Annotated in this window: 20 protein-coding genes; 3 read left to right on the forward strand and 17 right to left on the reverse strand. The window is 69.2% G+C overall.

What is annotated here, in order from left to right:
* Positions 1–14: 14 nt before the first annotated feature.
* Both AC2XR2_RS14745 and AC2XR2_RS14750 read right to left on the reverse strand, forming a co-directional pair.
* Positions 15–746 (reverse strand): aquaporin, encoded by a 732-nt coding sequence (locus AC2XR2_RS14745; protein WP_491515260.1) that lies wholly within the window; start codon positions 744–746, stop codon positions 15–17.
* A complete protein-coding gene (locus AC2XR2_RS14750; RefSeq protein ID WP_391193396.1) occupies positions 743–1,123 on the reverse strand; it encodes an ArsR/SmtB family transcription factor in 381 nt (126 codons plus the stop codon). The genes AC2XR2_RS14745 and AC2XR2_RS14750 overlap by 4 nt, the downstream gene beginning before the upstream one ends.
* Before the next feature lie 105 nt (positions 1,124–1,228).
* Between AC2XR2_RS14750 and arsM the strand changes: the two genes are divergently transcribed.
* Positions 1,229–2,101, forward strand: a complete 873-nt coding sequence (arsM, locus tag AC2XR2_RS14755) for an arsenite methyltransferase (protein WP_491515261.1) — start codon at positions 1,229–1,231, stop codon at positions 2,099–2,101.
* A 73-nt stretch (positions 2,102–2,174) separates the two neighbouring features.
* Here the strand turns inward: arsM and AC2XR2_RS14760 are convergent, their stop codons facing one another.
* From AC2XR2_RS14760 to AC2XR2_RS14770, 3 genes are all read right to left on the reverse strand, one after another.
* Positions 2,175–2,438, reverse strand: a complete 264-nt coding sequence (locus tag AC2XR2_RS14760) for a hypothetical protein (RefSeq protein ID WP_491515262.1) — start codon at positions 2,436–2,438, stop codon at positions 2,175–2,177.
* Between the two features lie 626 nt (positions 2,439–3,064).
* Complete coding sequence (locus tag AC2XR2_RS14765) at positions 3,065–3,445, reverse strand: hypothetical protein (protein ID WP_491515263.1); 381 nt, start codon at positions 3,443–3,445, stop codon at positions 3,065–3,067.
* A gap of 275 nt (positions 3,446–3,720) precedes the next feature.
* A complete protein-coding gene (locus tag AC2XR2_RS14770; RefSeq protein ID WP_491515264.1) occupies positions 3,721–4,536 on the reverse strand; it encodes a S1 RNA-binding domain-containing protein in 816 nt (271 codons plus the stop codon).
* 299 nt (positions 4,537–4,835) lie between these two features.
* Between AC2XR2_RS14770 and AC2XR2_RS14775 the strand changes: the two genes are divergently transcribed.
* On the forward strand, positions 4,836–5,357 hold the full coding sequence (locus AC2XR2_RS14775; RefSeq protein WP_491515265.1) for a dihydrofolate reductase family protein: 522 nt from the start codon (positions 4,836–4,838) through the stop codon (positions 5,355–5,357).
* A 287-nt stretch (positions 5,358–5,644) separates the two neighbouring features.
* On the opposite strand, the gene AC2XR2_RS14780 is transcribed toward AC2XR2_RS14775, so the two are convergent.
* From AC2XR2_RS14780 to AC2XR2_RS14830, 11 genes are all read right to left on the reverse strand, one after another.
* Positions 5,645–7,615, reverse strand: a complete 1,971-nt coding sequence (locus tag AC2XR2_RS14780; RefSeq protein ID WP_491515266.1) for a TIGR03960 family B12-binding radical SAM protein — start codon at positions 7,613–7,615, stop codon at positions 5,645–5,647.
* A 77-nt stretch (positions 7,616–7,692) separates the two neighbouring features.
* Complete coding sequence (locus AC2XR2_RS14785; protein WP_491515267.1) at positions 7,693–9,192, reverse strand: CYTH and CHAD domain-containing protein; 1,500 nt, start codon at positions 9,190–9,192, stop codon at positions 7,693–7,695.
* 521 nt (positions 9,193–9,713) lie between these two features.
* Positions 9,714–10,913 carry a rod shape-determining protein RodA gene (gene rodA, locus AC2XR2_RS14790; protein WP_362668833.1) on the reverse strand — a complete coding sequence of 400 codons (1,200 nt, stop codon included), beginning with the start codon at positions 10,911–10,913 and terminating at the stop codon, positions 9,714–9,716.
* Positions 10,910–13,165 carry a penicillin-binding protein 2 gene (mrdA, locus tag AC2XR2_RS14795; protein WP_381299950.1) on the reverse strand — a complete coding sequence of 752 codons (2,256 nt, stop codon included), beginning with the start codon at positions 13,163–13,165 and terminating at the stop codon, positions 10,910–10,912. Before mrdA ends, rodA begins: the two co-directional genes overlap by 4 nt.
* An 80-nt stretch (positions 13,166–13,245) precedes the next feature.
* Positions 13,246–13,923: a rod shape-determining protein MreD gene (gene mreD, locus AC2XR2_RS14800; protein ID WP_330266940.1), complete on the reverse strand. Its 678-nt coding sequence runs from the start codon at positions 13,921–13,923 to the stop codon at positions 13,246–13,248.
* A gap of 12 nt (positions 13,924–13,935) precedes the next feature.
* Entirely contained in the window at positions 13,936–14,883 is a 948-nt protein-coding gene (gene mreC / locus AC2XR2_RS14805; protein ID WP_330266939.1) for a rod shape-determining protein MreC, read from the reverse strand.
* A 114-nt stretch (positions 14,884–14,997) separates the two neighbouring features.
* Entirely contained in the window at positions 14,998–16,017 is a 1,020-nt protein-coding gene (locus AC2XR2_RS14810; protein WP_004931372.1) for a rod shape-determining protein, read from the reverse strand.
* Positions 16,018–16,325: 308 nt separating this feature from the next.
* Positions 16,326–16,739, reverse strand: coding sequence for a nucleoside-diphosphate kinase (ndk, locus tag AC2XR2_RS14815; RefSeq protein ID WP_007382017.1), 414 nt, complete (start codon positions 16,737–16,739; stop codon positions 16,326–16,328).
* A gap of 64 nt (positions 16,740–16,803) precedes the next feature.
* Entirely contained in the window at positions 16,804–17,169 is a 366-nt protein-coding gene (locus AC2XR2_RS14820) for a DUF4233 domain-containing protein (RefSeq protein WP_030314566.1), read from the reverse strand.
* 8 nt (positions 17,170–17,177) lie between these two features.
* Positions 17,178–18,662, reverse strand: coding sequence for a bifunctional tetrahydrofolate synthase/dihydrofolate synthase (gene folC / locus AC2XR2_RS14825; RefSeq protein WP_491515268.1), 1,485 nt, complete (start codon positions 18,660–18,662; stop codon positions 17,178–17,180).
* A gap of 132 nt (positions 18,663–18,794) precedes the next feature.
* A complete protein-coding gene (locus AC2XR2_RS14830; RefSeq protein WP_491515269.1) occupies positions 18,795–21,425 on the reverse strand; it encodes a valine--tRNA ligase in 2,631 nt (876 codons plus the stop codon).
* A 136-nt stretch (positions 21,426–21,561) separates the two neighbouring features.
* Here AC2XR2_RS14830 and AC2XR2_RS14835 point away from each other — a divergent pair, with 136 nt between their 5' ends.
* Entirely contained in the window at positions 21,562–22,614 is a 1,053-nt protein-coding gene (locus tag AC2XR2_RS14835) for a hypothetical protein (protein ID WP_491515270.1), read from the forward strand.
* Positions 22,615–22,684: 70 nt separating this feature from the next.
* Here AC2XR2_RS14835 and clpX read toward each other — a convergent pair whose 3' ends face one another.
* The gene (gene clpX / locus AC2XR2_RS14840) at positions 22,685–23,971 is read right to left on the reverse strand and encodes an ATP-dependent Clp protease ATP-binding subunit ClpX (protein WP_062027566.1); all 1,287 of its coding nucleotides are present in this window, start codon (positions 23,969–23,971) and stop codon (positions 22,685–22,687) included.
* Positions 23,972–24,065: the final 94 nt, after the last annotated feature.

The following is a 24,065-nucleotide window of genomic DNA, read 5'->3' on the forward strand; positions in this document are numbered from 1 at the left end:
TGGGGCACGGTGGATCAGGGAGCGACGGCTTCGGCGGCATGCGGGGCAGGGGTGTTCGCCGTGCCGGGGTGGGGACGTCCGAACAACACCGCCACCAGCCCCAGGCCGATGACCCCGCCGACCAGTTGGGCGACGACGAACGCGGGGACCGAGGCGGGCGCGATCCCGGCGAACGTGTCCGTGAAGGCCCGCCCGATGGTCACGGCCGGGTTGGCGAACGACGTGGACGAGGTGAACCAGTAGGCCGACCCGATGTAGAGCGCCACCGCCGCCGGAGACAGGTGCGTGCGCCCCGTACGGGTCAAGCCGAAGATCAGGAGTACGAGACCGGCGGTGGCGACCGTCTCGCCCAGCCAGAGGTGACCGGCGGAACGGTCGTGCGTGGACCACTTCACGAGGGGTTCGGCGAACATGGCGTCGGCGAGGACCGAACCAGCGACCGCGCCCACAGTCTGAGCCGAGATGTATGCCGCCGGCTCCCGAGCGGCCGGCGCGTCTTCGCTGGTGCGCCCGGAGAACCAGACCGCGAGCGTCACGACCGGGTTGAAGTGGGCGCCCGAGACCGGCCCGAGGAGCGCGATGAGCACGCCCAGGCCGAACACGGTGGCCAGCGAGTTGGCCAGCAACTGCACCCCCACGTCACGCGAGAGCTCGGCCGCCTGGATCCCGGAGCCGACCACGACGGTGACGAGGGCGGCCGTGCCGACGCCTTCCGCCAGCGCACGCCGCGCCAAGGAGGGAGTCACCCGGGCACCGTCGCCGGTTCGGCCGTGGTCAGAAACGCGGCCAGGCGCTCCAGCACCCCGGGCAGCACCCAGTAGTAGACCCAGGTTCCGCGGCGCTCGCAGTCGATGAGCCCGGCCTGCCGCAGCAGCTTGAGGTGGTGCGAGATGGTCGGCTGCGACAGCGCGAAGGCCGGCGTCAGCTCGCACACGCACACCTCACCGCCCTCTCCGCGCGAGGCGATCATCGACATCAGCCGCAGGCGGACCGGATCACCCAGGGCCTTGAAGACCTTCGCCAGATCCTCGGCCTGGTCCTCGTCCAGCGGAGCGGAGGCAAGTCCCTGGCAGCAGCCCTCGTCGGCCCCCTGGCCGAGGACCCTCAGTCCTTGTTTCGACATGCCTCTATGTTGACGTTTTTCGATCCAAGGCGCAAGCTTGCATCAATGAACGTCAATACAGGCCGTTCCGGGGCAGTGCCATGCCCCGTCATCCAGGAGTGAGACATGTCCGACCAGTCCACCGACCTGCGCGAAACCGTCCGACAGCGCTACGCGGCCGCAGCCGTGAAGGTCACCGAGGGCGGCTCCGCCTGTTGCGGGCCCGAACCCGTCGAGGTCGACGAGAACTTCGGCTCCACCCTCTACGCCGCGGACGAGCGCGACACCCTGCCCGCCGAGGCCTTGGCAGCCTCCCTCGGCTGCGGCAACCCCACCGCCGTGGCCGACCTCCACGAGGGCGAACGGGTCCTCGACCTCGGTTCGGGCGGCGGCATCGACGTCCTGCTGTCCGCCCGCCGTGTCGGCCCGACCGGCAGGGCGTACGGCCTCGACATGACGGACGAGATGCTCGAACTCGCCCTGGCCAACGCGGCGAAGGCGAAGGCGACCAACGTCGAGTTCCTCAAGGGCACGATCGAGGCGATCCCGCTCCCGGCGAACACCGTCGACGTGGTGATCTCGAACTGCGTGATCAACCTCTCCACCGACAAGGCCGCCGTCTTCGCCGAGACCTTCAGGGTCCTGAGGCCGGGAGGCCGCATCGGCGTCTCCGACGTGATCGCCGACGACTCCCTCACCCCGGCCCAGCGCGCGGAACGCGGCGACTACGTCGGCTGCATCGCCGGAGCCCTGTCCTTCACGGAGTACCACGAGGGCCTCGCGGCGGCCGGCTTCACCACCATCGAGATCACCCCCACGCACCCCGTCGCCGACGGCATGCACTCAGCGATCGTACGAGCGACCAAGCCCCTGCCGGCAGACACCACCGAGGCCTGCTGCGGAGTCACCGCCTGCTGCACTTCGACCGAGACGGCCACCGACCCGACGACAACTGTGGCCGAGGCCAAGTCAGCCTCCGGCTGCGGCTGCCAGAACTGACCGTCAGGGGCAGCGCCTCCTCGCCCATCGAGCAGATGATGCCGGACCCGGGGCTGGATCCACCCGGCCGGGTCTACTGGATGACGTGTTCCATCCGGTTCGACACTCTCGTCTCGGTCGGCAACTTCAACGTCATGCCTCCCATTTTGAGCTCCTTCTGCTGCTCTGTGGTGAGCGAGATGACGTAGAAATCTCGACCAGTGCCGACCTGGGCGTCTTCGAGATTGACGGGGAACGAGTGGGATCCAGGACCCGTCGCGTCCAGTTCCCCCTTGGGATAGAACTCGGGATGGCTCTCCCCGGCTCCATCGGGGTCTTCGCGCTCAGCGATGACCACGTAGTGCTTTCCGGCAGGGAGAGAACCGCAGTTGACGGTGTATTCAAGGTCGAAGGCTCGCTGTGATCTCCGCGGACCAGTGAGGGTGACTGGATACCTCGAACACGCGGAGGAAGATGCCCCGACCGTGGCGGAAGCGGAGGAGGTGGGTTCCGGGGAGACGGTGGAGCCGGACGGGGGTAATGCGGACTGGCTCAGAGGGGCCGGGGGGAGAGCGGTGCTGCCGTTTGAGCCGGTGCTCCTATCGTTTCCCTGAACGGAGGCAGCGATGATCCCACCGATGGCAGCGATGAGCGCGAAGATGATCCCCCCGATGATGTAGGCCTTGTTGCTCGGCCCCCCACCGGCCCCACCCGCGCCGCCGGCGCCGCCCGCACCGCCGATCCCACCGTTGTAGCCTGCGCCGCCCGCTCCACCCGCTCCACCCGCTCCAGGGCCGGAAGCGGAAGCGGGAGGGCTGCCGGGAGTGATGCTCACGTGAACGCCTCCAGCGTGCTGTGCATGTGTACTCAGCGACGAGGACGGACTGCGGCGTCCGGCGAGTTCCGGGAAAGGGACGAGCGAATAGATTTCCGATTCATCGCCCTATCCTTCTCAATCAGCCCTGCCCGTGGTGGATCCCGCGCTCAGTAACTGGCAGTCCGGTCAAAGCTGGTCACGTTGAGCTTGATGCCCTTCGCGCTCTTGAGCGTCGTGGGGAACTCTCCCCGAGCCGTCTGGCCGGCTTGCACGTTGGTCTCCAGCTGCGAACCGTCCTCCACGCGAGTGCCTGCGGTGTCGACCGCTTCCCAATCCCAGGCGTAGTTGGACTTCTCGCTGCTGCTGTTCTTGATCGTCCAGACGAGCCAGATGTTGCTGATTCCGGCTTGTGAGCGGTCGTCGATTTGAAAGCTGATGAGGTCAGCCCGTTCCCCTACGGGTTCCCCTGTCTGCCTCTGCTGCGTCTTCGCCGTGGGCGTCGTACTGGGCGCAGGCCATGGGACACGTCGCGAACCGAGTGCAGCCACTCACGCGAAAGCCACCAAGGACGGGCTTCTCGGGCTCACAGCCCTCAGACCCACTGGAGCTCGCAATGGACAGCTGTCGACCCTCCAGGGAGGCAGCGCAGGCGTTCTCTATGCCTCACGCACGATCGCGCGCCGCCGACTCTCCGCCCCGAGGGCCCTCTGGACGGCAGCAGGCGCCGCCTCGCGTTCTTGACCGCAAGCGACAGCAGCTGCTTCCCCGTCGGGCCGATCTGAATGTGCGCGTCATCTGCGGACACGGTCCGAACCGCAACCCCTCAAGCCTGTCGCCGAGAAAGCGACAGTCGACGTCGCTCGCGGTCGACGTCCGTGACGACAACCGTCAACCGATCGCCGACCTGTACGACGTCCTTTAGCGCCGCCCCAGGCGCCGAGTTCAGCTCGGACAGATGCACCAGGCCCTCGATGCCGTCGGCGACCTCCACGAAGACACCGAACGGAACCAGTTTCGTGACCCGCCCACTCAGCCTCTGTCCCACCACGATGCCGTCGGTGAACACCAGGAAGGGGTCCGGCTGCATCGCCCGGAGGGACAGCCGAGCCTCTCCGTTCCATGTGTCGAACTGCAAGAACTCACACGACACCCGCTGCCCGACCTCGACGACATCGGACGCCGCGTCGAAATGACGCCAGGACAACTCGGGATTCGTGATGAAGCCGACGCCGGGATACACCGGATGCTCGGGACCCTCGTCCAGGGCCACGAAAACACCGAACCGCTCGATCGCCGCCACCGTGCCGGACAGGAGCTCACCCTGACGAAGCCGCTTGAGGAACGCCCAGAGCTCCGGGTTCTCCGTCGCAGCCATCGACAGCCGCACCCGGCCCGCATCGAGATCAACCGCGGTCACCTCGCCGGCGACCCTCTGCCCGACCACGGCAACGTCGGAGAAACGCCGACGCCAGGAACCGTCCAACGACCCCACCGTCCCGAGCGGCCGGTCGGTGAAGTCGTCCAAGAGCACGGACATCTCGGACGGAGAAACTGAAGCAACCCTGCCACGGCACACGTCACCGACACGGATCTCCGCCAGAAACCGCCGGACATCCTGTCCAGCCGACGCATCCCCCATGCCGCCAAGGCTCTCACGGGGAGATCGCCGAACCAGCCCACCTCAGACTGAACCCGGAAAGGAAGCTGCCCAGCGCCGCAAGAGTCACCAGAGTGGCCGTGAGAAGCGCCCCGGCCAGGACACACCCACCACTGCCCCAAGCACCGAGCATTGTTCATCTAGAGATGAGTCGTCGTCTCCTTGGCTGGCCGCGGGCGGGAGCCTGTGGTGAAGATCGTCTATCGGGCCGATGAGTAAGGCCTCCACGCCAGGTCTACATGCAGTGACACCAGTCCGGAGGAAGACCACAGGAGGTCGAAGTGTCCAGATCAGTGCTCGACATGTCGGTGTCGGTCGACGGGTACATCGCCGACACCGACGATTTCCTCGGCGGTGACGACGGCGAGCGGCTGCACAAGTGGGCCGACGCCGACGGGGAATCCGGCCTGCCGTCCGGCCCGGCTGCGCAGTTCCAGGACGAATGGAACGCGGCCGGTGCGGTGCTCGCGGGACGGCGGACTGCCGAGCTCATGGATCACTGGGGTGGTGATCACGGCGGTCTCCCGATCTTTGTGCCCAGCCACCGCCCGCCCGGCCCGGCCGCCCGTTGGGGCTATCCACTGGTGACGTACGTGACCGATGGGATCGAGAGCGCGATGGCACAGGCGAAGGCCGCAGCCGGAGGCAAAGACGTGCAGGTGCGCGGCGCGTACACGGCGCAGCGCGCGCTCGAGGCCGGGGTGCTGGACGAGGTGCAGATCCATCAGATCCCCGTGCTCCTCGGGCGGGGCCGTCGACTGTTCGACGTGTTGCCGTCAGAGAGTTGGAAATCGTCCAGGTGATCGACACACCACAGGCCACCCACATCCGCTACCGCGTCCGTCGCTGAGCGCACGGGCAGACGATCCAGTACGCGATCACCGAAAGCAGACCTGGAGGCTCAGCCCCACTCCGACCACGGGAACGATCCGCTACGACCCCCCAGGACCTGGCAGCGGCGTGCGGCCGGACACCGACAACGCTCCGGGGCGAGCAGTAGAAGCGCCAGCCGCAACAAGCGCAGCCGACAACTCGTCCTCACCCGCCCCTGCCAGCGCCTCAATCACCCGATCAAAGCGCCTCGCTCACCTCAGTGCGAGTGCCCACTCGAAGCCGGCGCAGCCCCCGCGTTCTTCACCGTCAGCGGCAGCAGCTTCTTGCCCGTCGGGCCGATCTGGATGTGGGTGTCCATCTGCGGACACACCCCGCAGTCGAAGCAAGGCGTCCACCGGCAGTCCTCGACCTCCGTCTCGTCGAGGGCGTCCTGCCAGTCCTCCCAGAGCCAGTCCTTGTCGAGGCCGGAGTCCAGGTGGTCCCAGGGGAGGACCTCCTCGTAGGTCTTCTCGCGGGTCGTGTACCAGTCGACGTCCACGCCGAAGGCCGGCAGCGTCTTGTCGGCGCAGGCCATCCAGCGGTCGTAGGAGAAGTGCTCGCGCCAGCCGTCGAAGCGGCCGCCGTCCTCGTAGACCGCGCGGATCACCGCGCCGACGCGACGGTCGCCGCGGGAGAGGAGGCCCTCCACGATGCCCGGCTTGCCGTCGTGGTAGCGGAAGCCGATCGAGCGGCCGTACTTCTTGTCGCCGCGGATCTTGTCGCGGAGCTTCTCCAGGCGCGCGTCGGTCTCCTCGGCGGAGAGCTGCGGGGCCCACTGGAAGGGGGTGTGGGGCTTGGGGACGAAGCCGCCGATGGAGACCGTGCAGCGGATGTCGTTCTGGCCGGAGACCTTGCGGCCCTCGGCGATCACCTTCGTGGCCATGTCGGCGATCTGCAGGACGTCCTCGTCGGTCTCCGTCGGCAGGCCGCACATGAAGTACAGCTTCACCTGGCGCCAGCCGTTGCCGTACGCCGTGGAGACCGTGCGGATGAGGTCGTCCTCCGAGACCATCTTGTTGATGACCTTGCGCATGCGCTCCGAGCCGCCCTCCGGCGCGAAGGTCAGACCGGACCTGCGGCCGTTGCGCGTCAGCTCGTTCGCCAGGTCCACATTGAAGGCGTCCACGCGGGTCGACGGGAGGGACAGGCCGATCTTGTCCTCCTCGTACCGGTCCGCCAGGCCCTTCGCGATGTCGCCGATCTCCGAGTGGTCCGCGCTCGACAACGAAAGAAGGCCCACCTCCTCGAAGCCCGTCGCCTTCAGGCCCTTCTCCACCATGTCGCCGATGCCCGTGATGGAGCGCTCGCGGACCGGGCGGGTGATCATGCCCGCCTGGCAGAAGCGGCAGCCGCGGGTGCAGCCGCGGAAGATCTCCACGGACATCCGCTCGTGGACCGTCTCCGCCAGGGGGACCAGGGGCTGCTTGGGGTACGGCCACTCGTCCAGGTCCATGACCGTGTGCTTCGACACGCGCCACGGGACACCCGACTTGTTCGGTACGACACGGGCGATACGGCCGTCCGGGAGGTACTCGACGTCGTAGAACGCCGGGATGTACACCGAACCGGTGCGAGCGAGGCGGAAGAGGACCTCCTCACGGCCGCCCGGCCGGCCCTCGGCCTTCCAGTCACGGATGATCTTCGTCATGTCGAGCACGGCCTGCTCGCCGTCGCCGATGATCGCCGCGTCGATGAAGTCCGCGATCGGCTCGGGATTGAAGGCCGCGTGGCCGCCGGCCAGGACGATCGGGTCGTCCAGACCCCGGTCCTTCGACTCCAGGGGGATGCCCGCCAGGTCCAGCGCGGTGAGCATGTTGGTGTAGCCCAGCTCCGTGGAGAAGGACAGGCCGAACACGTCGAAGGCGCCCACCGGGCGGTGGCTGTCCACCGTGAACTGCGGGACGTGGTGCTCCCGCATCAGCGCCTCCAGGTCCGGCCACACGCTGTACGTGCGCTCGGCGAGGACGCCCTCCTGTTCGTTCAGGACCTCGTAGAGGATCATGACGCCCTGGTTGGGCAGTCCTACCTCGTAGGCGTCCGGGTACATGAGCGCCCAGCGGACGTCGCAGGACTCCCACGGCTTGACGGTGGAGTTGAGCTCTCCGCCGACGTACTGGATCGGCTTCTGCACATGCGGGAGCAGAGCTTCGAGCTGCGGGAACACCGACGCGGCGGTTTCGGCTGACATCTCGCACTTCCATGGACTGACAGGGGTGACCATCTAGCCTAACGCGGCGATGACCACCCCCCGTACGCCCCGAGGGCTCACAGGCCGTCCGCCGCGCCCTTCACCCCGTCCCAGAACCCGGGCAGCTCGGCCTCCACGGCCGCCGCCCGCCGCTCCTCACGGCCGTACAGCAGCCCGTACGTGAAGGCGCTCTCCCCCGCCGCGTGGGCGACCGCGGAGAGCTCGCGCAGGGTGCCCCGGGCCATCACGCTGTCCTGGTGCTCGCCCAGCAGGTTCTGGAGCGACTTCATGGACTTGACCAGGGACTTCGCCGGCTCGCCGAGAGCCGGGCGGGCCGCCTCGGCCGCGTAGCGGGTGCGCTTGGTCTTCTTGCGGGCCTCGTGGATCGCGACATCGCGGTCGGTGCCGGGCTCCAGCTCCAGCGCCCGCCCCACCAGTCCGGAGACCTTCTTGAAGTCCTTGGTCACGGCCTTGGCGATCACCTTGTGGGACTCCTTCCCGGCCGCCTTCCGCAGCGGCGGGTCGGCGATCAGCGCGTCCAGGGTGTCGAGCAGGGCGAGATAGCGGTGCGAGTCCAGGACGCCGATCAGCCGGGCGCTCGCCCCGCCGGGGCTGTCCCCCGCCCAGACCCTCAGCCGCTCGGCGACTGGCCCCGAGACCAGCGCCCCGGGCACCTCGTCGAGGGCCGTCGACAGCCGTTCGGCCAGCACCTCGCGGTCCCGGTCCACGCCCAGTTCCCCGGCGAGCCACTTCAGCTCGTCGCCGATCGGGTCGGTGACGGCCCGGTCCAGGACCTTGCCGTACGACTTGAAGGTGCTGCGCAGTCGGCGGGTGGCGACCCGCATGCTGTGCACGGAGTCCTCGGCGTCCTGCCGGACCGCCGGGTCGAGCTCGAGGATCGCGTCCCGCTGGGCGCGGACGTAGGCGAGGACGTGGTCGCCTGCGGTCACGGGGTCCGCCGGGCCGGCGGCCTTCTTCCTGGGTGCCGTCTCCGCGAGGGCCCTGGCCAGCTTCGAGGAGGACCCGGACGGCCGTACGCCCGCCTTGCGCAGCCGTTTCTCGACCTTGTCGAGGAAGGCGGGGTCGCCGTCGTCGGCGAGCTCCACCTCGATCTCGGTCCACTGGGCGTCGCCGACGCCGCCGCTGAGCCGTTCGGCGTGCACGGCGTCCACGCTGACCTCGGCGAGCAACTGCCCGTCCGCGTCCAGGAGGTGGCGCACGTCGCGGTCCGAACGCAGCCGGACCACGGGGAGCAGCTCGACGTCCCGGACGCGGGAGCGGACCAGGCCGGCGAGTTCGTCGGGGAGGGTGTCGGACAGGGGTGCCCTGATCTCGTCGCGGACGCCTTCGGAGACGGGGAGTTTCAGGTGCCAGCCCGCGTCCGAGCCACCGGTGCGGCGGCGCAGGGTGATCGAGGACGCCAGGAGGCGTTCGTCGGGGGTGTCGTAGTAGGTGGCGTCCAGATGCGCCACGCCCTTGTCGACGACGGCCTCGACGCCGGCGACTCCGGTCAGGTCCGGCAGCCCGCTGTCGTCGGACTCGTACTTCCGCTCGATCTCCCGCTTTGTGTCCGCCATGACCCGAATCTAGTGGTCGTACGCCGGTCACGGCAGGGGGCCGCCGCCGGTCGGGGCACTCCGCCCACCGCCGGACAGGGTCCACCCACCGCCGGTCGTGGCCCTCCGCCCACGCCGGTCGGACACCCTGCTCACCGCCGGGCAGGGTCTTCCGCCCACCGCCAGCCAGGACCCTCCACCCACGCCGGTCAGGGCACCCCACTCACGCCGGTCGGGGCACCACGCCCACCGCCAGGCAGGACCCTCCGCACCGACCGCCAGTCGGGACACCCCGCCCACGCCGGGCAGGGCCCCCGGCCCACGCCGATGGGAGCACCCACCCACGCCGGTCCGGGCACTCCGCCCACCGCCGGGCAGGACCCTCCGCACCGACCGCCAGTCGGGACACCCCGCCCACGCCGGGCAGGGCCCCCGCCCACGCCGGGCAGGGCCCCCCGCCCACGCCGATCGGGGCACCCACCCACGCCCGTCCGGGCACTCCGCCCACCACCAAACAGGCCCCTCCGCCCGACGCCCCCCACCTACGCCGACATCGGCCGCTGCACCCTGATCGACTGCAACAGCCCCACCGCCACCCACACCGCGAACATCGACGATCCGCCGTACGACACGAACGGCAGTGGCAGGCCGGTGACCGGCATGATCCCGAGGGTCATGCCGATGTTCTCGAAGGACTGGAAGGCGAACCAGGCGACGATGCCGGCGGCCACGATCGTGCCGTACAGCTCGGTCGTCTCGCGGGCGATCCGGCAGGCCCGCCACAGCACGATGCCGAGCAGGACGATGATCAGACCCGCGCCGACGAAGCCCAGCTCCTCACCGGCGACGGTGAAGACGAAGTCGGTCTGCTGTTCGGGGACGAACTGGCCGGTGGTCTGCGAGCCGTGGAAGAGGCCCGCGCCGGTCAGGCCGCCCGAACCGATGGCGATCCGGGCCTGGTTGGTGTTGTAGCCGACGCCCGCCGGGTCGAGGCTCGGGTTGGCGAAGGCGGCGAAGCGGGCGATCTGGTACTCGTCGAGGATCCCGAGCTGCCACACCGCGACCGCGCCCAGCGTGCCCGCACCCAGCAGGCCGAAGACCCAGCGGTTGGAGGCGCCGGAGGCGAGCAGCACACCGAGCACGATGATGACCATGACCATCACCGACCCGAGGTCGGGCATGAGCATCACGATCAGCATCGGTACGGCGGCCAGGCCCAGCGCCTGGAGGACCGTGCGGTGGTCGGGGTAGGGCTTGTCGCCCGCGTCGACCCGGGCCGCGAGCAGCATCGCCATGCCCAGGATGATCGTGATCTTCACGAACTCCGAGGGCTGGAGCGAGAAGCCGCCGCCGAGCACGATCCAGGAGTGGGCGCCGTTGACCGTGGAGCCCAGCGGGGTGAGGACCAGCAGGATCAGGAAGACCGAGGCGCCGTAGAGCAGGGGGACGGCGGTGCGCAGGGTGCGGTGGCCGACCCACACGGTGCCGATCATCAGCGCGAACCCGATGCCGGTGTTCATGAGGTGCCGGATCAGGAAGTAGTACGGGTCGCCCTGGTTGATCTCGGTGCGGTTGCGGGTCGCCGAGAAGACCAGCAGCGAGCCGATCATGGACAGCGCGAGGGCCGAGAACAGTATCGGCCAGTCGAGCCGACGGGCCAGCGAGTCGCGGGCCAGCAGCCGGGTCCAGCCCGCGCGCGCGGGGCCGTACCCGGAGACCTGGAAGCTGTTGGCCCCGGTCATGTGAGCATCCTCCGGTTTCCGCGCACACGGCGCCGGCGACGGGTGAGGCGGTTCCCGCCCGTCGACGTGTTCACGGTCGCGGCCTGCTGGGTCTCGTCCGGCTCGGGCGCGCCCTCCTGGCTCGCCCGCTGGTCCTTGGCCGGGTCCTTGGCGACCTTCGGGGCCTTGATGGTCCCGTCGGTCTGGATCTTCGGCAGGCTCTTCTCGGGGGTCGGCAGCAGCGCGTTCTTCTTGTTGATGGTGCCGTCGTCGGAGACGCCGTACAGCGCGTCGTAGATGTTGCGGACGGCGGGGCCCGAGGCGCCGGAACCCGTACCACCCTGGGAGATCGTCATGACGACCGTGTAGTCCTTGGTGTACGTGGCGAACCAGGACGTCGTCTGCTTGCCGTAGACCTCGGCGGTACCGGTCTTGGCGTGCATCGGGATCTTCGCCTGCGGCCAGCCGACCTGGGCGAAGCGCCAGGCGGCGGTGCCCTCGGTGGCGACGCCCGCGAGGGCGGTGTCCATCTTCTTGAGCGTGGCCTGGCTTATCGGCAGCCTGCCGTGCGACTTGGGCTTGATCTCCTGCACGCTCTTGCCGTCGGCGCTCACGATGGCCTTGCCGACCGTCGGGTCGTGCAGGGTGCCGCCGTTGGCGATCGCCGCGTAGATCGTGGCCATCTGGATCGGGGTGACCATGGTGTCGCCCTGGCCGATGGAGTAGTTGATCTCGTCACCGGCGCGCATCTTGTTGCCTTCGAGGCAGTTCTCGTAGGCGATCTTCTGGACGTAGTCGCCGTCCTTCTTGCCGGTCTTGCACCAGGCGTCCTTGTTGGCCTCCCAGTAGTCCTGCTTCCACTGGCGGTCGGGGATGCGGCCCGGGACCTCGTTGGGCAGGTCGATGCCGGTGGTCTTGCCGAGGCCGAACTGGTGGGCGGCCTTGAAGAAGTAGTCCTTGGGCTCACCCTTCTTCGGGTTGATGCCGCCGTCCTTCTGCCACTGCTGGTGGGCGAGGCCGTAGAAGACGGTGTCGCAGGAGACCTCCAGGGCCCGGCCGAGCGAGATGGGGCCGAAGTTCTCCGACTCGAAGTTCTTGAAGACCTGGCCGCCGACGGAGTACGAGCTGGTGCAGGGGTAGCGGCCGTCGAAGTCGTAGCCGGCCTCCACGGCGGCGGCCGTGGAGATCACCTTGAAGGTGGAGCCGGGTGCGGACAGGCCCTGGATGGCCCGGTTGAGCAGCGGGTAGTTGGAGGACTTGCCGGTGAGCTTGGCGTAGTCCTTGGCGGAGATGCCGCCGACCCAGGCATTCGGGTCGTACGTCGGGTTGGACGCCATGGCGACGATCCGGCCGGTCTTGGCTTCCATGACGACGACCGCGCCGGAGTCGGCCTTGTACTTCTCGTTGGTGTTGCGGTCCCACTGGGTGCGGGCGACCTTCATCGCGTCGTTCAGCTCGTACTCGGCGACCCGCTGGACGCGGGCGTCGATGCTGGTGACGAGGTTGGCGCCGGGCTGGGCCTCGTCGGCCTCGGCCTGGCCGATGACCCGGCCGAGGTTGTCGACCTCGTAGCGGGTCACGCCGGCCTTGCCGCGCAGCTCCTTGTCGTACTCGCGCTCCAGGCCCGAGCGGCCGACCTGGTCGGAGCGCAGGTAGGGCGAGTCGGTGTCCTGGGCCTTGGTGATCTCCTCGTCGGTGACCGGGGAGAGGTAGCCGAGGACCTGGGCGGCGTTGGACTTGGCGGGGGCGCCGTAGCGGCGTACGGCCTCGGGCTCGGCGGTGATGCCGGGGAAGTCCTCGGCGCGCTCGCGGATCTGGAGGGCCTGCTTGGCGGTGGCCTCGTCGGTGATGGGGATCGGCTGGTAGGGCGAGCCGTTCCAGCAGGGCTGGGGGGTCTTCGCGTCGCAGAGCCGGACCTTCTGCATGACCTCCGCGGGCTTCATCCCGAGGACGCCGGCCAGCTTGGTGAGGACGGCCTTGCCGTCGTCCTTCATCTTCAGCAGGTCGGTGCGGGAGGCGGAGACCACGAGCCGGGTCTCGTTGTCCGCGAGGGGCACTCCGCGGGCGTCCAGGATCGAGCCGCGCACGGCGGGTTCGACGACCTGCTGGACGTGGTTGCCGGAGGCCTCCTTGGCGTACTCGTCGCCCTCGCGGATCTGGAGGTACCACAGGCGCCCGCCGAGGGTGCCGAGGAGGGACAGCACGAGGATCTGGATGACGACGAGACGGATCTGGACCCGTGGGGTCCGCCCGGTCTCGGGGATGTTGGTCACTGCGGCTGCCGCCCCCTCTCAGTGTGTGTATGTGTCATATACGGCGAACCTGTGAACCGGGTCCGCCAACCACCGTGGGGTCACAGCCGCTTGACCCCCTTGATACGGCCCACCCGGGCCGTCCTCGTCCGCGCCTTGGTCTTCAGGCTGCCGAGTCCGCCGCGCTGGCCGCCGATCTTGAGGCCGGTGCCGGAGGAGAGCCAACCGGAGGAGATGTCCGCCGACTTGGCCGCCGAACTGGTCTCGGCCAGCGGGTCGTTCTCGGCGCGGCGGGCGAGCGCCATGATGCCGGGCACGACGAACGGGGCGAGCAGCAGGTCGTACAGGGCGGCGGTGAACAGCAGGCTGGGCAGGCCGACATGGCGGGCGGTGGTGTCGCCGACGAGGGCGCCGACCCCGGCGTACAGCAGGGTGGTGCCGAGGGCGGCGGCGACCACGACGACCATGGGGCCGGTGGCCGACTTGAGGCGGCCGTTCTCCGGCTTGGCGAGGCCGGCGAGGTAGCCGATGACGCACAGCACGAGGGCGTACCGGCCGGCCGCGTGGTCGGCGGGCGGGGCGAGGTCGGCGAGGAGGCCGGCGCCGAAGCCGACGAGGGCGCCGCCGACATGGCCGTAGACCAGGGCGAGGCCCAGGACGGTCAGGAGCAGCAGGTCGGGGACGGCGCCCGGGAGGTGGAGGCGGGCGAGGACGCTCACCTGGAGGACCAGGGCGACGACGATGAGGGCCGACGACAGCAGGATCCGGTTGACGCGCATCAGGGACAGCTCCTACTGCTCTTGCTGGATCTCGCCGTCGAGCGGCGCGTTGGCGGACGGGGTGACGGTGACCGTCACGGTCGGCGTGGGCGTCGGTTTCGGCTTGGCGGGCAGCACCGTGTCGCGCGGGTCCTTCTTCGGGGCCTCGACGACGACGCCGACGATGTCGAGCTTGGTGAAGCTGACGTACGGCGTGACGTAGAGGGTGCGGGTGAGGTCGCCGCCGGAGGGGTCGACGCGGGAGACCACGCCGACCGGGACGCCGGGCACGAAGGGCTTGTCGGCCTGGGAGCCGAAGGTGACCAGGCGGTCGCCCTTCTTCACCTCGGCCTTGCCGTTGAGGAGTTCGACGCGCAGCGGCCGGTCGCCCTGTCCGGAGGCGAAGCCGAGTTCGTCGCCGGCCTCCATGCGGGTGCCGACGGTGAAGTCGGGGTCGTTGGCGAGCAGCACGGTGGCGGTGTTCGGGCCGACGGTGGTGACCCGGCCGACCAGTCCGTCGCCGTTGAGGACGGTCATGTCGCGCTGGATGCCGTCGTCGGCGCCGACGTCGATGGTGATGGTCCAGGAGAAGCCCTGGGCCGCCCCTATGGCGATGACCTGGGCGCCCTTGATGCCGTACTGGCCCTCGCCGGCGATCTTCAGCATCTTGTCGAGCTGCTTGAGGCGGCTGGTGTTGCGGTCGTCGCTGCCGAGCTTCGCCTTGAGGGCGGCGTTCTCCTTCTCCAGCTCGGCGAGCCGGTCGTGCCGCTCGCCGGAGTCGCGGATGGCCGACACGGCGTTGCCGACCGGGTTGACCGCGGACGACACGCCGTCCTCGATCGGGCCGAACACGGCGGCCGCGGCCTGGCGGGCACCGTCGACCGGTGAGTCCTCCCCGCCGCGGATGTCGACCGTGATCAGCGCGAACGCGACGGCGATCAGCAGCACCAGGAGCAGCCGGCTCTCTCGTGTGTCCCTCACGTGCGGCGGCCGTGCCCTTCTCATTGAAGTTGCTTTTGTGGAGTTTATGCCTCTATATCAACGATCCGCCGCACGAGAGGAGATCGTCCCGTACGGCGGAATCGAAGAGTTACGTCATCTGCGCGGCTGGGCGTCCAGCACCTGCTGGAGTGCCTCGAACTCCTCGACGCACTTGCCGGAGCCGAGCGCCACGCTGTCCAGCGGGTCCTCGGCGATGTGGATCGGCATGCCGGTCTCCCGGCGCAGCCGCTCGTCCAGGCCGCGGAGCAGGGCGCCACCGCCGGTCAGAACGATTCCTCGGTCCATGATGTCGCCGGAGAGTTCCGGCGGGCACTTGTCGAGGGTCGTCTTGACGGCGTCCACGATCGCGTTGACGGGTTCCTCGATCGCCTTGCGCACTTCGGCGGCCGAGATGACGACGGTCTTGGGCAGCCCGGAGACGAGGTCCCGGCCGCGGATTTCGGTGTGTTCGTCAGCGTCGAGGTCGTACGCCGAACCGATCGTGATCTTGATCTGCTCGGCCGTCCGCTCACCCAGCAGGAGGGAGTACTCCTTCTTGATGTGCTGGATGATCGCGTTGTCCAGTTCGTCGCCGGCGACGCGGATGGACTGGGCGGTGACGATGCCGCCGAGGGAGATGACCGCGACCTCCGTGGTGCCGCCGCCGATGTCCACCACCATGTTGCCCGTGGCCTCGTGGACCGGCAGGCCGGAGCCGATGGCGGCCGCCATGGGTTCCTCGATGATGTGCACCTGACGGGCGCCGGCCTGGGACGACGCCTCGATGACGGCGCGGCGCTCGACGCCGGTGATGCCCGAGGGGACACACACGACGACGCGCGGCCTCGCGAGATACCGCCGCTTGTGGATCTTCAGGATGAAGTAGCGGAGCATCCGCTCGGTGATCTCGAAGTCGGCGATCACGCCGTCCTTCAGCGGACGCACGGCAACGATGTTGCCCGGGGTCCGCCCGATCATCTTCTTCGCTTCGGCGCCGACAGCCAGGATTCCACCGGTGTTCGTGTTGATCGCGACGACGGACGGCTCGTTGAGTACGATCCCGCGACCCCTGACGTACACCAGCGTGTTGGCGGTCCCGAGGTCGACAGCCATGTCACGGCCGATGAACGACATTGAGTTCCCCATCAGGATTCGTCTGGCCTTCCCGGGAGCTTTTGAGGGCTTTTCAGGTCGGCGAAGTGGGTGCTGTGACGTGAAGGCTTCCATCGTAGACGCGCCTGCACGAACACTGCGCGAGGGTCTTCGCCATTGTCAGCAGATGGAAAGCCGCCCCGCTTGTGGAGACGGTCCATAGGGGGCATGCGTTCCCCCGATCGGCGCGCATATGCCAAGGGACGGCCGAAAATGTACGGCCGTCCCTGGTCAGGCAGTCGGGTGAACTGACACGCCGTCAGAAATTGCCACCAAACCTACGCACGGACCTATGCGCGCCCGGGGAAGAAGATCTTCACCTCGCGCTCGGCGGACTCCTCCGAGTCACTCGCGTGGATCAGGTTCTCGCGGACGATCACACCGAAGTCACCCCGGATGGAGCCGGGCGCGGCGGCGATCGGGTCGGTCGGGCCCGCCAGCTGGCGTACGCCCTCGATGACCCGCTCCCCCTCGACGATCAGCGCGACGACGGGGCCGGAGGCCATGAACTCCACCAGCGGCTCGTAGAAGGGCTTGCCCTTGTGCTCGCCGTAGTGCTGCTCCAGCGTGTCCTGGTCGAGGGTGCGCAGCTCCAGCGCGGTGATCTGCCAGCCGGCCTTGCGCTCGATACGGCTGATGATCTCGCCGGTCAGGCCACGACGGACGGCGTCGGGCTTGAGGAGGACGAGGGTGCGCTGGCTCACGAGGGGCTCCTTGGCTGCTGACATGTGCGGTGGGACGAGATTACAGGGCGTGTCGGCTCGCCGGTCACACAGCGTCAGGTGTAGAGGGGTCGGCCTGCGCGGCCTGGGCGGCGAACCGCGCCTTCGCCTCGTCGATCTTCCGGCCGTAGTGGACGGAAGCCCACCACAGCAGCGCGAACAGCACGCCCATGACGAACATGGCCGGCAGGACGAAGCCCGAGGCGATCAGGGCGATCTGGAGGGCCCAGCCGAGGGCGATGCCGCCGGGCCGGGTGACCATCCCGCACAGCGCGAGGCACAGGAACATGGCGATGCCGCTGACGGTCCACACCGTGGAGGTCGCCAGATCCGGGTCCTTCATCGCGACCAGTCCGGCGAAGCCGATGACGAAGAACTCGCCGATCAGGGTCGATGCACAGAGCGTACGCATGGCGCGGCTCAGCCCCTTCCGAGCAGCAGCCGGGCCTCGCCGACCGTGATGACCGACCCGGTGACGAGCACCCCGCCGCCCGCGAACTCGCCCTCCTCCTCGGCCAGCGTGATCGCCTCCTCCAGCGCGTCCGGCAGCCGCGGCTCGACCTGGACCCGCTCCTCGCCGAACACCTCGACGGCGATCGCGGCGAGCTCGTCGGCGTCCATCGCCCGGTGGCTGGTGTTCTGGGTGATCACGACCTCGGCGAAGATCGGCTCGAAGGCCTCCAGGAGCCCCCGCACGTCCTTCTCGCCGCTCGCGCCGACCACGCCGATCAGCCGGCTGAAGTCGAAGGCCTCACCGACCGCCTCGGCGGTGGCGCGGGCGCCCGCCGGGTTGTGGGCGGCGTCCAGGACGACGGTCGGGGACCGCCGTACGACCTCGAGGCGGCCCGGGGCGGAGACGGCCGCGAAGGCCTTGCGGACCGTGTCGATGTCGAGCCGGTCGGGGCGCTGGGCGCCGACGCCGAAGAACGCCTCGACGGCGGCGAGCGCCACGGCGGCGTTGTGCGCCTGGTACGGGCCGTGCAGCGGGAGGTAGACCTCTTCGTACTCGCCGCCGAGGCCGCGCAGGGTCAGCAGCTGCCCGCCGACGGCGACCTGCCGCGAGACGACCCCGAACTCCAGCCCCTCGCGGGCGACCGTGGCGTCCACCTCGACGGCCTTCTTCAGCAGCACCTGCGCCGCGTCCACCGGCTGCTGGGCCAGGATGACGGTCGCGTCCTGCTTGATGATCCCGGCCTTCTCGACCGCGATCTCACCGGGGGTCTCGCCCAGCCGGTCGGTGTGGTCCAGGTCGATGGGGGTCACGACCGCGACATCGCCGTCGATGACGTTGGTCGCGTCCCAGGAACCGCCCATCCCCACTTCCACGACGGCCACGTCGACGGGGGCGTCCGCGAAGGCGGCGTACGCCATGCCGGTCAGCACCTCGAAGAAGGACAGCCGGTACTCCTGAGCCGCGTCGACCATCTCGACGTACGGCTTGATGTCGTCGTACGTCTCGATGAACCGCTCGGCGGAGATCGGGGCGCCGTCCAGGCTGATGCGCTCGGTGATCGACTGGACGTGGGGGCTGGTGTAGCGGCCCGTGCGCAGTTCGAAGGCGCCGAGGAGGGCCTCGATCATGCGGGCGGTGGAGGTCTTGCCGTTGGTGCCGGTGATGTGGATCGAGGGGTACGACCGCTGCGGCTCGCCCAGCACGTCCATCAGGGCGGCGATGCGGCTGACGCTCGGCTCCAGCTTGGTCTCGCCCCACCTCGTCGCGAGATCCGCCTCGACCTGGCGCAGCGCCCTGTCGACCTCGGGGTCCTCGGGGCGGGCCGGCACGTCTGCCTCCGGCGGGGCGCCCTGGGTGCGGAGGGTGCGGCTGCCGGCCTCGATGACCGCGAGGTCGGGGTCCCGGTCGGTCTCGTTGGCGATGATCTCGTCGAAGGGGTCGGTGTCGCTCACACGGTCAGTTTAGGGCTGCGCCCACGGGGAGGGGTGGCTGGTCCCGTTTGGCGGGCGCGGGGAGGTTTGTGGCTGGTCGCGCCCACGCGGCGGAGCCGCACATCGATACGGCCCCGCGCCCCTACAGGTGTCCTACTGCTGAGGCAGACCGTCCAGCTGGGCCTGGATCCGCTTGATGTCCTCCTCCGCCTTGGCCAGGCGGCCGCGGATCTTGTCCACCACGTTGTCCGGGGCCTTGGCGAGGAAGGCCTCGTTGCCGAGCTTGGCGTTGGCCTGGGCCTTCTCCTTCTCCGCCGCGGCGAGGTCCTTGGCCAGCCTCTTCCGCTCCGCCGCCACGTCGATCGTGCCGGAGAGGTCCAGGGCGACCGTGGCCCCGGCGACCGGCAGGGTGGCCGTGGCCGCGAAGCCCTCGCCCTCCGGCTGGAGACGCAGGAGCTGGCGGATGGCGGCCTCGTGGGAGACGAGCGCGGTGCCGGTCAGTTCCAGGCGGGCCGGGACCTTCTGGCCGTCCTTGAGGCCCTGGTCCTTGCGGAACCGGCGGACCTCCGTGATGACCCGCTGGACCAGCTCGATCTCCCGCTCAGCGGCCTCGTCGCGGAAGCCGCTGTCGGCCGGCCAGTCGCCGATGACCAGGGACTCGCCGCCGGTCAGGGTGGTCCACAGGGCGTCCGTGACGAACGGGATGACCGGGTGGAGCAGACGGAGCATGACGTCGAGGACCTCGCCGAGGACCCGGCCGGAGACCCGGGCCGGCTCGCCGCCCGCGAAGAACGTGGTCTTGGACAGCTCGACGTACCAGTCGAAGACCTCGTCCCACGCGAAGTGGTAGAGGGCGTCGGCGAGTTTCGCGAACTGGTAGTCGTCGTAGTACGCGTCGACCTGGGCGACCGTGGTGTTCAGGCGCGAGAGGATCCAGCGGTCCGCGGCCGACATCTCGGAGGCGTCCGGCAGCGGGCCCTCGATGGTGGCGCCGTTCATCAGGGCGAAGCGGGTGGCGTTCCAGATCTTGTTGGTGAAGTTCCGGGAGGCCTTGACCCAGTCCTCGCCGATCGGCACGTCCGCGCCCGGGTTGGCGCCGTTGGCGAGGGTGAAGCGGACGGCGTCGGAGCCGTAGGCGTCCATCCAGACCAGCGGGTCGACCGCGTTGGGGTTCGACTTCGACATCTTCTTGCCGAACTCGTCGCGGACCAGGCCGGTCAGCGCGATGGTGTGGAAGGGGACCTGGCCGTCCATGGCGTAGAGGCCGAACATCATCATCCGGGCGACCCAGAAGAAGATGATGTCGTGGCCGGTCAGCAGGACGTCGGTCGGGTAGAACTTCCGCAGGTCCTCGGTCTGTTCGGGCCAGCCGAGCGTGGAGAACGGCCACAGGCCGGAGGAGAACCAGGTGTCCAGGACGTCGGAGTCCTGGGTCCAGCCCTCGGCCTCCGTGCCGGGCGGCTCCTCGTCCGGGCCGACGCAGACGACCTCGCCGTCGGGGCCGTACCAGATCGGGATGCGGTGGCCCCACCACAGCTGGCGCGAGATGCACCAGTCGTGCATGTTGTCGACCCAGTCGAAGTACCGCTTCGACATGTCCTCGGGGTGGATCCTGACGCGGCCGTCGCGGACCGCGTCACCGGCGGCCTTGGCGAGCGGGCCGACCTTGACCCACCACTGCATGGACAGGCGCGGCTCGACGGTGGTCTTGCAGCGCGAGCAGTGGCCGACGGAGTGCATGTAGGGGCGCTTCTCGGCGACGATCCGGCCCTGCTCCTTGAGCGCGCCGACGACGGCCGAGCGGGCCTCGAAGCGGTCCAGGCCGAGGAACGGGCCGTGGACGGTGATCACACCGTGCTCGTCCATGATCGTCAGGGACGGCAGGTCGTGGCGGCGGCCGATCTCGAAGTCGTTCGGGTCGTGCGCCGGGGTCACCTTGACCGCGCCGGTGCCGAACTCGGGGTCGACGTGGGTGTCGGCGACGACCGGGATGGTGCGGTCGGTCAGCGGGAGCTTGATCTGCTTGCCGATGAGGTGCCGGTAGCGCTCGTCGTCGGGGTGGACGGCGACGGCGGTGTCACCGAGCATCGTCTCCGCGCGCGTGGTCGCGACGACGAGGCTGTCCTCGCCCTCGCCGTAGCGGATGGAGACCAACTCGCCCGCGTCCTCCTGGTATTCCACCTCGATGTCCGAGATGGCCGTCAGACAGCGCGGGCACCAGTTGATGATCCGCTCGGCGCGGTAGATCAACTCGTCCTCGTACAGGCGCTTGAAGATGGTGAGGACGGCCTTGGACAGGCCCTCGTCCATGGTGAAGCGCTCGCGGTCCCAGTCGACGCCGTCACCGAGCCGGCGCATCTGGCCGAGGATCCGGCCGCCGTACTCCTCCTTCCACTGCCAGACGCGCTCGACGAACTCCTCGCGCCCCAGGTCGTGTCGGGACTTGCCCTCCTCGGCGAGCTGCTGCTCGACCTTGTTCTGGGTGGCGATACCGGCGTGGTCCATGCCGGGCAGCCACAGCGCCTCGTAGCCCTGCATGCGCTTGCGGCGGGTGAGGGCGTCCATGAGGGTGTGCTGGAAGGCGTGCCCGAGGTGCAGGCTGCCGGTGACGTTCGGCGGCGGGATGACGATGGTGTACGGCGGCTTGTCGCTCTTCGCGTCGGCGGCGAAGTAACCCCGCTCCACCCAGCGCTCGTACAGCGTCCCCTCTACCTCGGCCGGCGCGTACTGGGTCGGCAGTTCGGTGATGGGCGCTGTGGGCTGCTGCTGAGCGTTCTCGGTCACGGGGTCAGTTTAGGGGTGTCCCGGGCGTGTCCCGAAACGCGTTTGTTCTGTAACGGTGGGGCCCCCGATGCCGTGCGCCGGGTTGGCCTGGGCCAGGATGTCAGGAACACATAAGCATCTGGAGGGGAACCCAGAGATGAGTCACAACCAGCCGGGCCCGTACGGGCAGCCCCAGCAGCCCGGGCAGCCGCAACAGCCCGGGCCGTACGGCCAGCCGGGCCCCTACGGCCAGCCGGCGCAGAACCCGCAGGCGCCCCAGCCCGGCTACGGCTACCCCCAGCAGACCCCGCCGCCGCAGCAGCCGGGACAGCCCCCGCAGCAGCCCGGCCAGCCGCCCCAGCAGGGCTACGGCTACCCGCAGCAGGGCGGCGTCCCGCCGCAGACCCCGCCGTACGGGCAGCCCCAGGCGCCCTACGGCCAGCAGCAGGCCCCGTACGGACAGCAGGCCCCCTACGGACAGCAGCAGCCGTACGGCCAGGCCCCCTACGGCGCCCCGCAGCCCCCTCCGGCGGGCGGCGGCAACGGCAAGAAGATCGGCATCATCGTCGGCGCGGTGGCGGTCGTGGCCGCGATCGCGGTCGGCGCGTACCTCGTGATCGGCGGCAGCGGCAGCGGCGGCTCCGACATCGCCGACGACGGGGCGCACACCCTGACCACGCCGGCCACCGTCCTGACCGACTACAAGAAGTCCGCGAGCTCCGGCGAGGACGGCTTCAGCGCGGACGACGTCAAGGACGCCGAGAAGCACGGCGTGAAGAACGCCAAGGACGTCAACGCGACCTACCAGTCCGGCGACGCGAAGGACTACCTGGCCATGAAGATGGTCAACTTCATGGGCGTCTACGGCGACATCGACGACCCCGAGAAGGTCGTCGACGCGATGTTCACCGAGATGAAGAAGAGCGCGGCCGAGGACTCCGAGGGCGAGGCCGTCGGCAGCCCGAAGGCGTACACGCCGGCCGGTCTCGACGGCGCGGTCCTCAAGTGCCAGGAGACGAAGATCAAGGACAGCTCCGGCTCCGGCCCGAGCTCGATCAGCATGCCGGTGTGCATCTGGGGCGACCACAGCACCCTGGGTGTGGTCATCCCGATCGACATGGCGGACGCCATGGCCGGCAAGTCCGCGGACCTCGCGGACGCCGCGGACATGACCGCCAAGCTCCGCAAGGAAGTTCGCGTCAAGGCCTGACGCCACGGTCTCAACGCCGAAGGGGCCCCGGTCGGTTGACCGGGGCCCCTTCGCTGTCGTGCGTGCGGTGCTACGCCGTCTTCTGCTCGCCCGAACCCCGGCCGCGGGCGTCCCGCGGGATGAGGGTCGGGTTGACGTTGGAGTGGACGACGTCCGCGGTGATGACGACACGGGCCACGTCCTTGCGGGACGGGATCTCGTACATGACGCCCTGGAGGACCTCCTCCATGATGGCGCGCAGGCCGCGCGCGCCGGTCTGGCGGAGGATGGCCTGGTCGGCGATGGCCTCCAGCGCCTCGCGCTCGAAGTCCAGCTCCACACCGTCGAGTTCGAAGAGGCGCTGGTACTGCTTCACCAGCGCGTTGCGCGGCTCGACCAGGATCTGGAGGAGCGCCTCGCGGTCGAGGTTGTGCACGCTGGTGATGACGGGGAGGCGGCCGATGAACTCGGGGATCATGCCGAACTTGACCAGGTCCTCGGGCATGACGTCCTCGAACTGGTCCTTGGCCTCCAGCTCGCGCTTGGAGCGGATCGTGGCGCCGAAGCCGATGCCCTTGGCGCCCGCGCGGGACTCGATCAGCTTCTCCAGACCGGCGAAGGCACCGCCCACGATGAACAGGACGTTCGTCGTGTCGATCTGGATGAACTCCTGGTGCGGGTGCTTGCGTCCGCCCTGCGGCGGGACGGAGGCCGTGGTGCCCTCCAGGATCTTCAGCAGGGCCTGCTGCACGCCCTCGCCGCTCACGTCACGCGTGATCGACGGGTTTTCACTCTTCCGCGCGACCTTGTCGATCTCGTCGATGTAGATGATCCCGGTCTCGGCCTTCTTGACGTCGTAGTCGGCCGCCTGGATCAGCTTCAGCAGGATGTTCTCGACGTCCTCGCCGACGTAGCCCGCCTCGGTGAGCGCGGTGGCGTCCGCGATCGCGAACGGGACGTTCAGCATGCGGGCCAGGGTCTGGGCGAGGAGGGTCTTGCCGGAGCCCGTGGGGCCCAGCAGGAGGATGTTGGACTTCGCGAGCTCGATCGCGTCGTCACGGCCGCTCGCGCCGCCGTTCTCGCCGGCCTGGACACGCTTGTAGTGGTTGTACACCGCCACGGAGAGAGCCTTCTTGGCCGCCTCCTGGCCCACCACATAGCCCTCGAGGAACTCGTAGATCTCGCGGGGCTTGGGGAGTTCCTCCCAGCGCACCTCGCTCGTCTCGGCGAGCTCCTCCTCGATGATCTCGTTGCAGAGATCGATGCACTCGTCGCAGATGTACACACCAGGCCCTGCGATGAGCTTCTTGACCTGCTTCTGGCTCTTGCCGCAGAACGAGCACTTGAGCAGATCGCCGCCGTCACCGATGCGTGCCACGGTGTGCTTCCCCTTCGCCTGGGAGACGCCTAGGTCCAGCGGCTCCTGGTGCTGCCTTATGTCCGACGGTACCTTGCCGGGCCCCCCGTTCGGG

The sequence above is a fragment of the Streptomyces sp. LS-MS-L19 genome (assembly GCF_058382285.1).